At 56.6% G+C, this 14,212-nt stretch carries 13 protein-coding genes; 12 read left to right on the plus strand and 1 reads right to left on the minus strand.

Features of this window, described 5'->3' with window-relative positions; genetic code table 11:
• The first annotated feature begins 169 nt into the window (after window positions 1-169).
• From N6G83_RS34730 to araD, 12 genes are all read left to right on the plus strand, one after another.
• Window positions 170-1,711 (plus strand): sugar ABC transporter ATP-binding protein, encoded by a 1,542-nt coding sequence (locus N6G83_RS34730; RefSeq protein WP_211134622.1) that lies wholly within the window; start codon window positions 170-172, stop codon window positions 1,709-1,711.
• Window positions 1,701-2,786 (plus strand): ABC transporter permease, encoded by a 1,086-nt coding sequence (locus tag N6G83_RS34735; RefSeq protein ID WP_074029130.1) that lies wholly within the window; start codon window positions 1,701-1,703, stop codon window positions 2,784-2,786. The genes N6G83_RS34730 and N6G83_RS34735 overlap by 11 nt, the downstream gene beginning before the upstream one ends.
• Before the next feature lie 14 nt (window positions 2,787-2,800).
• Window positions 2,801-3,901, plus strand: a complete 1,101-nt coding sequence (locus N6G83_RS34740; protein ID WP_024530148.1) for a substrate-binding domain-containing protein — start codon at window positions 2,801-2,803, stop codon at window positions 3,899-3,901.
• Window positions 3,902-3,914: 13 nt separating this feature from the next.
• Window positions 3,915-4,763, plus strand: coding sequence for an SMP-30/gluconolactonase/LRE family protein (locus N6G83_RS34745; protein WP_074029132.1), 849 nt, complete (start codon window positions 3,915-3,917; stop codon window positions 4,761-4,763).
• 256 nt (window positions 4,764-5,019) lie between these two features.
• Window positions 5,020-6,018: a 3-dehydro-L-gulonate 2-dehydrogenase gene (gene yiaK, locus N6G83_RS34750; RefSeq protein ID WP_024530149.1), complete on the plus strand. Its 999-nt coding sequence runs from the start codon at window positions 5,020-5,022 to the stop codon at window positions 6,016-6,018.
• Window positions 6,019-6,028: 10 nt separating this feature from the next.
• A complete protein-coding gene (locus N6G83_RS34755) occupies window positions 6,029-6,508 on the plus strand; it encodes a YhcH/YjgK/YiaL family protein (protein WP_024530150.1) in 480 nt (159 codons plus the stop codon).
• A 61-nt stretch (window positions 6,509-6,569) separates the two neighbouring features.
• The gene (locus N6G83_RS34760) at window positions 6,570-7,550 is read left to right on the plus strand and encodes a DUF4862 family protein (RefSeq protein WP_211134621.1); all 981 of its coding nucleotides are present in this window, start codon (window positions 6,570-6,572) and stop codon (window positions 7,548-7,550) included.
• Window positions 7,551-7,646: 96 nt separating this feature from the next.
• The gene (locus N6G83_RS34765) at window positions 7,647-8,945 is read left to right on the plus strand and encodes an MFS transporter (protein ID WP_211134620.1); all 1,299 of its coding nucleotides are present in this window, start codon (window positions 7,647-7,649) and stop codon (window positions 8,943-8,945) included.
• Entirely contained in the window at window positions 8,942-10,435 is a 1,494-nt protein-coding gene (locus tag N6G83_RS34770; RefSeq protein ID WP_211134619.1) for an FGGY-family carbohydrate kinase, read from the plus strand. Before N6G83_RS34765 ends, N6G83_RS34770 begins: the two co-directional genes overlap by 4 nt.
• Entirely contained in the window at window positions 10,432-11,088 is a 657-nt protein-coding gene (gene ulaD / locus N6G83_RS34775) for a 3-keto-L-gulonate-6-phosphate decarboxylase UlaD (protein ID WP_074029137.1), read from the plus strand. The genes N6G83_RS34770 and ulaD overlap by 4 nt, the downstream gene beginning before the upstream one ends.
• A 1-nt stretch (window position 11,089) precedes the next feature.
• A complete protein-coding gene (locus N6G83_RS34780; RefSeq protein WP_211134618.1) occupies window positions 11,090-11,950 on the plus strand; it encodes an L-ribulose-5-phosphate 3-epimerase in 861 nt (286 codons plus the stop codon).
• Window positions 11,944-12,645: an L-ribulose-5-phosphate 4-epimerase gene (gene araD, locus N6G83_RS34785; RefSeq protein WP_211134617.1), complete on the plus strand. Its 702-nt coding sequence runs from the start codon at window positions 11,944-11,946 to the stop codon at window positions 12,643-12,645. Before N6G83_RS34780 ends, araD begins: the two co-directional genes overlap by 7 nt.
• A gap of 170 nt (window positions 12,646-12,815) precedes the next feature.
• On the opposite strand, the gene pntB is transcribed toward araD, so the two are convergent.
• Window positions 12,816-14,207, minus strand: a complete 1,392-nt coding sequence (gene pntB, locus N6G83_RS34790; RefSeq protein WP_021177867.1) for a Re/Si-specific NAD(P)(+) transhydrogenase subunit beta — start codon at window positions 14,205-14,207, stop codon at window positions 12,816-12,818.
• Between the last annotated feature and the right edge of the window lie 5 nt (window positions 14,208-14,212).

Below are 14,212 nucleotides of genomic sequence, written 5' to 3' on the forward strand. Positions count from 1 at the left end.
TGTTTATTAAAGAGAATTAAAACCGTCCCGGCTTTGCTTTAGCACGACGTTAGGCATATCATTTTTGAAATCTGATTTCGCATAATGAAATTTAGGGTTGTTTTAAACAGCAGCGGTTTACTTATTGGCATCGCGCTAATTGCGCGAACCGACACAGGGGCGCATCACAATGACTCAAGGCAATGCGGATCAACCCATTCTTACGCTCAGCCATATCGTCAAGCGTTTTGGCGGCAACATCGCAGTTAACGACGTCAGCCTGCAGGTGATGCCCGGCGAAGTGCTGGCGCTGCTAGGAGAAAACGGCGCAGGTAAATCTACGTTGATCAAAGTCCTGGCCGGAGTGTATCCGCGCGATGGCGGTGACATCCACTTTCAAGGTAACAGCATTGCCTCGGCCGCGGCGATTAAAAGTGATAGCCGCCAGCCGATTGCCTTTATCCATCAGGATCTGGGCCTGATTGAATGGATGACGGTAGCGGAGAACATGGCGCTGGTAATGGGATTTCCCCGCCGTTTCGGGCTGATCGACTGGCGTGCCATTCGCCGCCGTGCGCTGGAAGCCTTGCAGGACGTTGGGATTGCCCTGGACCCAGACGCACGCGTATTTGAGCTTTCCCGCACGGAGAAATCGTTGCTGGCCATTGCCAGAGCGGTGGCGGTGAATGCTGAACTGCTGGTGCTTGATGAGCCCACCGCTTCCCTACCCGCCAACGACGTACGCCACCTGTTTGCGGTGATCAACCGTCTACGCGCCAAAAAGGTCGGCATGATTTACGTCACCCATCGCCTGGATGAAGTGATTGAAATTGCCGATCGGGTTTGCGTGATGCGTGATGGCCGCTACGTTGCCGGAGGCAACACCGCCGACTATTCCCTGCGCGATCTGGTGCAGATGATCGTGGGTGAAGCGATGGCGGAAGATCAGCGTGAACCGCTGCCGCAGCACCAGCCACCGGTGTTGCAACTGCATAACGTCAGCGTCGGGGATATCGGCCCGGTCAGCTTCGAATTGCAGCCGGGTGAAATGCTCGCTCTTGCCGGGCTGCGCGGTGCTGGTCAGGAAGAGATTGGCCGCCTGCTGTTCGGCCTGCGCCAGCGAGACAGCGGCGAAATCGAGTTCCGCGATAAACCTTACTCCGCCAGCACCCCACAGCAGGCAATGGCATGTGGCGTGTCTCTGGTTGCAGGCGATCGCACCGGCGAAAGCCTGGTGATGTCGATGAGCGTACGGGAAAACCTGTTTATCAACCCCTGTGCCAGCGGCCATAAGCTGTTCTCGCGCTATAGCCGCCGCGCCGAAATCGGTGCCAGTTGGTGGAAGGTACAACTGTTCGACGTGCGGCCAAAGGACGTCAATATCGATATCAGCGCCCTGTCCGGCGGCAATCAGCAAAAAGTGGTGATGGCCCGCTGGATGCATCTTGCGGCACCGTTGCTGATCCTGGAAGACCCCACCGCCGGGGTTGACGTGGGTGCCCGCGCCGAAATCTATCATCTGTTAAATAAATCCCTGGCAGCCGGCGTGGCGGTATTGGTGATCTCCAACGATTTTGAAGAGATCGCGCATATCTGTAACCGCGCCCTGGTGTTTAACCGGGGGAAAGTGATGGGCGAGTTGAAGAACCAGCAGGTCTCGTTCGCCAATTTATTGGAGCTGGCCTCTGCCAGCGCCGGGGAAGCCGTTGTGGAGGAATACCATGTCGAATAAAACGTCCGTCAAATCAACGGCGCTGGAGCAGCGTGTCAGCCTGGGGCAGGACGGCCTTGGCCCATGGCTGATGCAAATCATCACCCGCTACGGCCTGCTGCTGCTGTGTATTGCACTGGTGATCGTCTTCTCACTCACCACGCCGTCGTTCGCCTCGATGCTGACGGTACAGGCGATCCTCTCCAGCAAGGCCAAGATCGCCCTGCTGGCGCTGGCGGCTACCATTCCGATGATCGTCGGCAAGATCGACCTGAACGTCGGTTTCGGTATCGTGCTGTGGCACATCCTGGCGATCACCTTGCAGGTGGAATATGGCTTCTCCTGGCAGATGGCGGTGCTGACCGTGCTGGTCATTTCCGCGCTATACGGCCTGCTTAACGGCATCCTGGTGGCGCTGGCGGATATCGACAGCTTCGTGGCCACCCTGGGTTCAGGCACCGTGCTGTATGCGGTGGCGCTGTGGCACTCCGGCGGGCGGCAGATTGTCGGCGACTTGCCTGACGCCTTTATCGCCTTGCATCACACCGAAATTGCCGGGATCCCGATTGTGGCCTTTTACGTGCTGATCGTCGCCGTCATCCTGTGGCTGATCACCGAACACACCCCGCTGGGCCGCTGCATGTATGCGGTAGGCGGCAATCCGGCTGCGGCGCGGCTCAACGGTATTTCGGTCAATCGCTTTACCATTGGCGCCTTTATCGCCTCGAGCGTGCTCACCGGTTTTAGCGGCGTGCTGATCGCTGCCGAACAGGGCGTAGGCCAGGCCAGCGTCGGGATGGATTATCTGTTACCCGCCTTGGTGGGCGCATTCCTCGGTAGTACCACTATTCGCCCAGGGCGGGTGAACGTCTGGGGCACCGTGGTCGGCATTGCCATTCTGGCGATCGGCATCGCGGGGATCCAGCAGTTTGGTGGGGAGTTCTGGGTCGAACCGTTATTCAACGGCGCCACGCTGCTGCTGTCCATCACGCTGGCGGGCTATGCCCAACGCCGTCGGTTACTCAATCAGAAAGCAGTACAACGCAGTCAGGCGGCATCTGCCGACAACAACAACCAAAATGCGATCAATCCTTAATCAGGAGCACAGCCATGAAACATTGTTGGATTTTGCCCGGGATCACCACTCTGCTGTTGGCCACCTCACCGGCCTGGGCAGATGCCTATCTCGATCAGGCTACGGCCGCGGTAGCCAAAGCCACGGCCAGCAGTACCCAATGGGATGGCCCTACCAGCGGGCCGCAGCTGCAGGCGAACAAGAAAATCATCTTTATTGCCTCCGACATGAAGAACGGCGGCGTGCAGGGAGTGCAGCAAGGGCTGAGCGAAGCGGCCAAGGTGGCAGGCTGGCAGTTGGAAACGCTGGACGGTGGCGGCTCGGTTAAAGACCAACTGTCGTCGCTGAATCAGGCCATTGCCCAAAAGCCAGACGGGATCGTGATCGGCGGCTGGAACCCTAACGTGGCTAAAATCCCGCTGAAAAAGGCGGTGGCTCAGGGGATCGTTCTGACAGCCTGGCATGCTGTGCCAGAGCCTGGCCCCATCGCCAAATACGATGTGTTCTATAACGTCACTTCCGATTCCAACGAGGTAGCGCGCATCGCCGCACAATATGCGGTAGTGAAGTCCGATGGGCAGGCCAACGTGCTGATCTTTACCGATTCGCTGTACCAAATCGCTCTGGACAAAGCCAACGTGATGAAAGAGGAAGTGGCTAAATGCAGCGGCTGTAAACTGGTAGAGTTTATCGACACCCCGCTGGCAGACACCGCCAGCCGTATGCCAGCCATGACCTTCAGCCTGTTGCAGAAATACGGTGACAAGTTCCAGTACGCACTGGCGATCAACGATCTGTATTTCGATTTTATGGCCCCGGCGCTGAAAACAGCCGGTAAAGGCGGCAGCAATGCGCCGTTTAATATCTCAGCCGGTGACGGCTCCATTTCTGCCTATCAACGCATTCGTTCCGGTGACAGCCAGTCTGCCACCGTGCCCGAGCCGCTGAAGCTGCACGGCTGGCAGTTGTTGGATGAGTTTAACCGTGCCTTCGCCAAGCAGGCACCTTCCGGTTACGTGACTCCGGCCCATCTGGTCACCCGCGAGAACATCGCCAATGACGGTGGCCCGAATAATATGTACGACCCTCAAAATGACTATCAGGGACATTACAAAACCATTTGGGGCGTGAAGTGATCGGGAGGTTGAGATGATCGAACAACAACTGGAACGTTTGTGTTCCCCCGCCGTCTGGGCTGAAGGCCCGGTATGGCTGCCGCAACAGGATGCAGTGGTATTCAGCGATGTAAAAGGCAACCGCATGTTCCGTTGGGAACGCAATGGCGAGCTCAGCGTATGGCGTGCTGCATCCAACTATGCCAACGGTAATGCCCGCGATGCCGAGGGGCGTGTCATCAGCTGTGAACATGGGCGGCGGGGTATCAGCCGCACCGAACACGACGGCAGTGTCCAACTGCTGGTCGACCGGGTGGACGGCAAGCGTTTCAACTCACCGAATGACATCGTGGTGCGTTCCGACGGTACATTATGGTTTACCGATCCGCCGTACGGCATCATCGGCGATGAAGAGGGCTACAAGTCTGAAAGCCAGGTGATCGGCTGTTATCTGTATTGCTACGATCCCCGTGATGGCTCGCTGAACATTGCCGCCAGCGATCTGCAACGGCCCAACGGCCTGGCTTTCTCGCCGGATGAAAGCCTGCTGTACGTGGCGGATATGTCGATTATTGACTTTCCTACCCTTGGGCGTCGCGAGCTGCGGGTGTATCAGGTTGAAGGGCGGGAGTTAAAGGCTGGCAGGCATTTCGCTCAGGTCACACCGGGGATCCCAGATGGCTTTTGCCTGGATAGCGCCGGTAATCTGTTTTGCAGCTGTGCCGACGGCGTGATTATCTTTAATCCGCGTGGGGAGCAAATTGGCAAAATTCCGGTACCGGAGTGCGTTTCCAACTGCACCTTCGGCGGGCCAGAAGGCAATGAGCTCTACATTACTGCCACCACATCGTTGTACCGCATTGTCCTGAATACCCACGGGTAATCATGGGCTGATCATCACGCAGGGGGAGTTTACCTCTCCCTGCTTCGTCACGTCTGTAGCACGCCAACCCCCTCAAACTGTGTTGCCGATCACATAATCGTCAGGTTAATTTAACCATCTGTTTTTACGAGATAATTTCCTACACTCCAGCTTTGACTTCGTCCCAACAGGGGTATAGCATTTATTTGAAATGCAATTTCGCATATTGAAATTAAAAGAACACAAAACATTCGATTCGCCATAGGGGAGCAGTAGTATGAGAGTGAGCTATACCGAGTTAAAACAGCAATTCAAACGCGTGTTGCTGGCACGGGGAGTGGCGGAACCGACGGCGGATGAGTGTGCCACTCTGTTTGCCGATACCACCGAAAGCGGCGTCTATTCCCACGGGGTCAACCGCTTCCCACGCTTTATTCAGCAGTTGGACGCAGGTGATATCGTGCCTGACGCCGAACCGAGCAAGCTGCTTTCGTTAGGCGCAATCGAACAGTGGGATGCCCATCAGGGCATTGGCAACCTGACCGCCCGCAAGATGATGGATCGCGCTATGCAGTTAGCGGATCAACACGGGATTGGCCTGGTAGCATTGCGTAATGCCAACCACTGGATGCGTGGCGGAGGTTACGGCTGGCAAGCGGCAGAGCAAGGCTATATCGGCATTTGCTGGACCAACTCGATCGCCGTCATGCCACCTTGGGGGGCTAAAGAGTGCCGCATCGGCACTAACCCGCTGATCGTCGCCGTGCCGAGTAACCCGATCACCATGGTAGATATGTCGATGTCGATGTTCTCCTACGGCGCGTTGGAAATGAATCGCCTTGCGGGCAAAAAACTGGCGGTAGACGGAGGTTTCGATAACGACGGTAACCTGACGCGCGATCCGGCTACCATCGAAGAAAATCGGCGTATCTTGCCGATGGGCTATTGGAAGGGGTCTGCGCTGTCGATAGTGCTGGATATGATCGCTACCCTGCTCTCTGGCGGTTCATCGGTCGCTGAAGTTACCGAAGATAACCACGATGAATACGGCATTTCGCAGGTGTTTATCGCCATTGAGATCGACCGCCTGATCGACGGCAAAACCCGTGATGAAAAGCTGCAGCGCATTATGGATTACGTGACCAGCGCCGAGCGTGATAACCCAGAGGTCGCCATTCGCTTGCCGGGCCACCGCTTCCCGCACGTCCGCGCCGAAAATCAACGCGATGGCATCCCGGTAGACGATCGCGTCTGGGCCCGCATTCAGGCACTTTAAGGAGCAATTTATGATCTTCGGCCATATTGCCCATACGGCAGCAGAACACTATCCCCCGGCGATTGCCAAAGCCGTGGCCTATTTGCAGAACACCGATTTTACCCCCCTGTCTGCCGGGCGTTATGAGGATCCGGCAACCGGTTATGTGGTGCAGGTACTGGATCTGCACACACAACATAAAGATGAGTTGCGCCCTGAAGTGCACCGTAAAAATATCGACGTGCAGTTCCTGGTAAGCGGCACTGAGTTAATAGGCGTTGCGGCGGACAGAGGAAATAACGTTATTCATCAGGAGTTATTAGCACAACGCGACATTATTTTCTATCAGGATGTGGAAGACGAATCCTGGTTAACCATGCAGCCCGGTAATTTTGCGGTATTTTATCCGCAGGATGTCCATCGCCCTGCCTGTATTAATCAAACGCCCTGCGACATCAGAAAGGTGGTGGTGAAAATACCGATAACATTACTTTCCAGCACGATGAAATAAAGACTGTCTCATACCGTGAATTTAGCCGTTTCATTGATTGCGATAATATCAGGTGAAAAATATGGAAAACACAACGCCGGGCTTTATTATTGGTGCTTATCCTTGCGCCCCTTCATTTCATCAACTCGAACGTGAAAAGGAAGTTCAATTCTGGGATCGGCTGGCTGAACTGCCGCTGATCCGTGGGCTGGAGCAACCTTGTCTGGATGACCTGCATCCTTATGGTGACGATTTCTTGCTTAAGCAGATCCCCAACCACTGGCAACTGGTGCTTACCGCGGTGATGGGGACTATGCAACGACGCAGTAGCGGGCGGGATTTTGGCCTCGCCGCCCGTAATGAAGAGGAGCGCCAGGCTGCGGTGGATTATATCCGCTCAATACATGACAAAGTTAAGCGCACCAACGATCGCGCCGGTCGCCAACAGGTGGTAGCCCTGGAGCTGCAATCCGCCCCCAACCGGCAGGAAATAGACAGTGCGGCGGCGCGGCAGGCCTTCATTGCCTCGTTGGAAGACATTGCCGGTTGGCACTGGGAATGCGATTTGGTGATTGAGCACTGCGATGCGCTGACCGGGCCCATGCCACGCAAGGGTTTCCTGACGCTGGAAGATGAGATCATCGCGGCGCAGGCGATTAACCACCACTTTGGCGATACGCTAACCCTGGCCATCAACTGGGGCCGTTCTGCTATTGAGGGGCATAATGACCATTTGCCTTTGCAACAGGTGAAACAGTGTCAACAGGCAGGGTTATTAAGCGCCCTGATGTTCTCCGGCACCGCCAGCCACGGAGCTTATGGCGAATGGGAGGATACACATGCGCCCTTTGCCCCATTCGATGGCAGTCATTATGTTTGTCATGAATCATTAATGACGCTGGACAGTGCGCGGCAATTATTTAATCAGGCTCCGCTGGCAGAATTAAACTATGCCGGTATCAAATTACTGTCCACCTCGGCACAAGAGAGCGTCGAGCAACGGATCGCTATTATCAAGGATGGTATCAATGCCCTGGCGTTAAGCAGTGGCCTAATATCATGACGTCCAAAAGATAGAACATCAAATAATACCTATAAAACGGTAAACAATAATACGGATTTATTCCGAGCCCCCTATTTATGCGAAGGTATCAATAACATGAATACTGCTTCTGTTGCTGTTAGCCAAAGTCAGGCCATACCCAAATTACGCTGGCTGAGAATTGTGCCGCCAATTCTGATCACCTGCATTATTTCTTATATGGACCGCGTTAATATCGCCTTCGCCATGCCTGGCGGCATGGATGCCGAATTGGGGATCACCGCCTCAATGGCCGGATTGGCGGGCGGCATCTTCTTTATCGGTTATCTGTTCCTGCAAGTGCCCGGCGGTAAGCTGGCGGTTAACGGTAACGGCAAGAAGTTTATTGGCTGGTCGCTGCTGGCCTGGGCGGTGATCTCGGTGCTGACCGGTTTGGTGACCAATCAATACCAACTGCTGTTTCTGCGCTTTGCCCTCGGCGTTTCAGAAGGCGGTATGCTGCCGGTGGTGCTGACCATGATCAGCAACTGGTTCCCGGACAAGGAGCGTGGCCGTGCCAACGCCATCGTGATCATGTTCGTACCGATCGCCGGTATCCTCACCGCCCCGCTATCCGGCTGGATCATCACCGCCTGGGACTGGCGCATGCTGTTCCTGGTGGAAGGTGGCTTGTCACTGGTGGTGATGGCGTTGTGGTGCTTCACCATCAGCAACCGCCCGCAGGAAGCCAAGTGGATCTCGCAGGCCGAAAAAGACTACCTGATCAAAACCCTGCATGATGAGCAACTGCTGATCAAAGGCAAAACGGTACGCAATGCTTCACTGCGGCGCGTGCTGGGCGACCGGATCATGTGGCAACTGATCCTGGTTAACTTCTTCTACCAAACCGGGATCTACGGCTACACCCTGTGGCTGCCCACCATTCTGAAGGGTCTGACCAACGGCAATATGGAACAGGTGGGCTGGCTTGCCGTACTGCCCTACATTGGTGCCATTCTCGGCATGCTGATCGTTTCCACGCTGTCCGACCGCACCGGTAAACGCAAAGTGTTCGTTGCCCTGCCGCTGGCCTGCTTTGCTATTTGCATGGCGCTTTCCGTGCTGCTGAAAGATCACATCTGGTGGTCTTATGCCGCGTTAGTCGGCTGCGGCGTGTTTATTCAGGCGGCCGCAGGCGTGTTCTGGACTATTCCCCCCAAATTATTCAACGCCGAAGTGGCCGGTGGTGCACGTGGTGTGATCAATGCCTTAGGCAACCTCGGTGGCTTCTGCGGCCCCTATATGGTCGGCGTGCTGATCACGGTGTTCAACAAGGACGTTGGCGTCTATAGCCTGGCTGCCTCACTGGCGATCGCCGCACTGCTGGCGCTGATGTTGCCAAATAAATGCGACCAGGTCGCCGGGAGCGAGCAATGAAATACTGGCTAGGGCTCGATTGCGGCGGCACCTTTATCAAGGCCGGTTTGTATAACGCCGAGGGTAAAGAACTGGCCATCGCCCGCCGTAATCTGGCAATCGTTGCCCCGCAACCTGGCTGGGCGGAGCGGGATATGCCCACACTATGGCAAACTGCCGCCAGCGTGATCCGTGAGGTGTTGGAACACAACGGTATCGCCGCGTCTGCCGTTCAGGGGCTGGGGATTTCAGCCCAGGGCAAAGGCGTGTTCCTGTTGGATAAACAAGGGCAACCGCTGGGTAACGCCATTCTGTCCTCCGATCAGCGGGCATTGACCCAGGTGATGGCCTGGCAACAAGCGGGCATGCCGCAAGCCCTGTACGAGCAAACTCGCCAAACTCTATGGACCGGCCATCCGGTTTCACTGCTGCGCTGGATCAAGCAGCATCAACCCGAGCGCTATGCCCAGATCGGCAGCGTGCTGATGGCGCATGACTACCTGCGGTACTGCCTGACGGGCGAACTGGCCGGTGAAGAAACCAATATCTCCGAATCCAATCTGTATCAGATGGAGCGCGGCTGTTATGACCCGGCGCTGGCACAATTGCTTGGCATCGGCGAGATCGTGCCAGCCCTGCCGCCGATTGTCGGTTCTGCCGAGATCGCCGGGCGCGTTAGTGCGGAAGCAGCGGCGCTGACTGGCTTGCAAGTCGGCACCCCGGTGGTGGGCGGTTTGTTTGACGTGGTATCCACCGCACTCTGTGCCGGATTGCAGGATGAAACCCGACTCAACGCGGTAATGGGCACCTGGTCTGTCACCAGCGGGATCACCGCAACGATAGCTTCCGACTCCAGCTATCCATTCGTTTATGGCCGCCATGCCGAGCAAGGCAAATACATCGTCCACGAAGCCAGCCCCACTTCCGCTGCGAATCTGGAGTGGTTTTGCCAGCAATGGGGCCTGCACGATTACGCGCAGCTCAACCGCTGGGTGGCTGACCTACCCAAGGCTGGCAGCCAGTTGCTGTTTGCCCCCTTCCTTTATGGTTCCAACGCCGGGCTGGGGTTAAGTGCCAGCTTCTACGGTATGCAGGCCTTCCATCAGCGCGAACATCTGGTACAGGCGATTTTCGAGGGCGTGGTGTTCTGCCATATGACCCACCTGAACCGTATGCGGCAACGTTTCCCTCAGACCAAGGCACTGCGCGTCACCGGCGGACCGGCTAAATCGGCCCCCTGGATGCAAATGTTTGCCGACGTCAGCGGCTTACCGGTCGAACTGCCGCAGGTGGAGGAAACCGGCTGTTTGGGCGCTGCGATGGCTGCCATGGTGGGCACCGGCGCTTTCAGCGACTTTGCCGCCGCACAGCGGGCATTGGCTCCACGTATCGAAACCGTTCTGCCGGATCCCGCCGCTCAGGATGCTTACCACCGTAAATACCAACGTTATCAGGCACTGGTTGCCACGCTACAAACGCTGCAACACGGCGACTTTCAGGAGGCTTTATGACCATCAAACCGCGCCTGCAACTGGCGCTCGATCACACCCGGCTGGATGCCGCTCTGCAAACGGTCGACCGTCTGCATCCGTACGTCGACATCATCGAGGCGGGCACCATTTTATGCATCAGCGCCGGGATCCAGGCAGTGAAAGCCCTGCGTGAACGTTGCCCGCAACATACGCTGGTCGCCGATCTGAAGGTGGCCGATGCCGGAGCTACCCTGGCCGAACAGGCTTTTTCGCAGGGGGCCAACTGGATGACCGTGATATGCGCAGCCCCCCTGGCCACCATGGCTAGTGCGCTGGAGGTGGCCGAGCGCTACCGGGGTGAAATCCAGATTGAGCTGTTTGGTCGCTGGACGCTGGAAGATGCCAAGGCATGGCGCGATCTGGGCATCAAACAGGCGATTTACCACCGTGGCCGCGATGCACAAGCCAGCGGACAAACCTGGGGCCAACCGGATCTGGATACCATGAAGGCGCTGTCCGATCTGGGGATTGAGCTTTCGGTGACCGGCGGGATCGTCCCGGCCGATTTGCCGCTGTTTAAAGACATTGCCGTGACGGCGTTTATCGCCGGGCGTGCGCTGGCCGAGGCTGCCGATCCGGTGGTGGCCGCACGTCAGTTCCGTACCGCCATTGATGACATTTGGAGATCTTGATATGCGCCAGCATCCGTTGGGAATTTACGAAAAAGCGCTGCCGAAACACCTGAGTTGGCCGGAGCGGCTGGCATTGGCCAAGGCCTGCGGTTTTGATTTTGTCGAGATGTCGGTCGATGAAAGTGATGAGCGTTTATCACGTCTGAGCTGGAGCAAAGAGCAGCGTCTTTCGCTGGTCAGCGCCATGTTGGAAACCGGCATCAGCATCCCCTCGATGTGCCTTTCCGGCCACCGCCGCTTCCCGTTCGGCAGCCATGACGAGGCTACGCGGCAACAGGCTTATCTGATCATGGAACAGGCGATCCAGTTGGCCAAAGACGTTGGCATCCGCACCATTCAGTTGGCGGGCTATGACGTGTATTACGAACAGCAGGATGAAGGGACTCTCGCCCGCTTTACCGAGGGGATGCAATGGGCGGTGGAACGTGCCGCTGCCGCACAGGTGATGCTGGCGGTCGAAATTATGGATACCGAATTCATGAGTTCCATCAGCAAGTGGAAGACTTGGGACTCCCTGCTGGCTTCCCCATGGTTCACGGTATATCCGGACGTTGGCAACCTCAGCGCCTGGGGTAACGATGTAGCGCAAGAATTGCAGCTCGGTATTGACCGCATCGCGGCCATTCACCTCAAAGACACCTTCCCGGTCACTGAGACGTCACCCGGCCAGTTCCGCGATGTGCCATTTGGTGAAGGCTGTGTGGATTTTGTCGCCCTGTTCCACACGCTGAAACAGCTCAACTATCGTGGCGCATTCCTGATTGAAATGTGGACCGAAAAGGCCGACGAACCGGTTGCCGAGATCGTGCAAGCCCGCCGTTGGATTGAACAGCAAATGCAGCAAGGAGGAATGACATGCTAACTTTGTCACAGCTCAAACAGCAGGTATTGGAGGCCAACCTCGACCTCCCACGCCACAAGTTGGTGACCTTTACCTGGGGTAACGTCAGCGCCGTTGACCGCGAACGCGGGTTGGTGGTGATCAAGCCTTCCGGCGTGGAATATGCGCATATGCAGGTGGAGGATATGGTGGTAGTCAACCTGGCCGATGGCCAACGTGTTGAGGGCAGCAAGAAGCCCTCTTCGGATACCGCTACCCATCTGGCGCTGTACCGCGAGTTTGCCGATATCGGCGGCATCGTGCATACCCATTCACGCCATGCCACCATCTGGGCGCAGGCCGGGCTGGATATCCCTGCCTGGGGCACCACGCATGCCGACTATTTCTACGGTGCGATCCCTTGCACCCGGTTGATGACCGCAGATGAAATCGAGCATGATTATGAACTGGATACCGGCAAGGTGATTATTGAAACCTTCCGCCAGCGCGGCATCAGCCCAAGCGCCATCCCGGCGGTGCTGGTCAACACCCACGGGCCGTTTGCCTGGGGCAAGGATGCGCATGACGCGGTTCACAATGCGGTCGTACTGGAAGAAATTGCTTATATGGGGATTTTTTCACGGCAGTTGACGCCGGGGATTGGCAACATGCAGCAGGTGCTGTTGGATAAGCATTACCTGCGTAAGCACGGCAAGAACGCCTATTACGGGCAATAGCCCCCTCATCCCAATCCTCTCCTACTGGGAGAGAGCTGTTAGCCTCTGCGCTTTTGGAAGTAAAGAGGTCATCTCAGCAAACTCGATCGGTCCTCGCTCTGAGAAAGGGTTCGATAAAAAAATGCCAGCCACTGAGAAGTGGCTGGCATTGTGTTTTTCCTACGGTGATATTACAGCGCGCGCAGGATCGCTTCCACGCTGGCCTTGGCATCGCCAAACAGCATCTGGGTGTTCTCTTTAAAGAACAGCGGGTTCTGCACCCCGGCATAGCCGGTATTCATCGAACGTTTGAACGCGATAACGTTTTGCGCTTTCCACACTTCCAACACCGGCATGCCGGCGATAGGGCTGCGCGGATCTTCCAATGCCGCCGGGTTCACCGTGTCGTTGGCACCAATGACCAGGACGGTATCGGTGTCCGGGAAGTCATCGTTGATCTCGTCCATTTCCAGCACCACATCGTACGGCACACGGGCTTCCGCCAGCAGCACGTTCATGTGGCCCGGTAAACGACCCGCCACCGGGTGAATACCAAAGCGCACCTTGATGCCACGCGCACGCAGCTTCTCGGTGATTTCCGCTACCGGATACTGCGCCTGCGCCACCGCCATGCCGTAGCCTGGGGTGATGATCACCGAGGTGGAGTTACGCAGCTGTTCAGCCACTTCTTCCGCCGTGGTTTCGCGGTATTCACCCATTTCTTCTGCGTCGCCGGTCGAGGAACCATCGGTACCAAAACCACCGGCAATCACGCTGATAAACGAACGGTTCATCGCCTTACACATGATGTACGACAGGATCGCACCGGAAGAACCGACCAGCGCACCGGTCACGATCAGCAGGTCGTTGCTCAGCATAAAGCCTGCCGCCGCCGCTGCCCAACCGGAGTAGGAGTTCAGCATTGATACCACCACCGGCATGTCTGCCCCACCGATTGACGCAACCAGATGCCAGCCGAAGCCAAGAGCAATCACGGTCATGATCAACAGTGCGAACACTTCCCAACCAACACTGTTGGTACGTACGAACAGCACCATCAGCAGGAAGGAAACCACCAGGGCAGCCAGGTTCAGCTTGTGACGGTTAGGCAACATCAGCGGCTTGGAAGAGATGATGCCGCGCAGTTTGCCAAAGGCCACGATAGAACCGGTAAAGGTCACCGCACCGATAAAGATGCCGAGGAACACTTCGGTAAGATGGATATTTTCCATCACCGGTTCCATGGCCACCGTACCGTGATCCAGGTAGCTGTTGAAGCCGACCAGCACCGCAGCCAAACCCACGAAGCTGTGCAGTACCGCCACCAGTTCCGGCATTTCGGTCATTTCGACCTTCTTGGCCAGATACACGCCGATGGAACCACCGATGATCATCGCGATAATGATCCAGCCCACGTTACCGGAGTCCGGCCCGAGGATGGTGGCGATCAGCGCGATCGCCATCCCGGCCACGCCGAACAGGTTGCCCTGCTTGGACGTCTCATGGCGCGAAAGGCCGGCCAGGCTGAAAATAAACAGAATAGCGGCAACAATGTATGCAGCTGTAACTAATCCACCAGACATTTTTG

It is taken from the genome of Serratia sp. PL7, assembly GCF_945957435.1.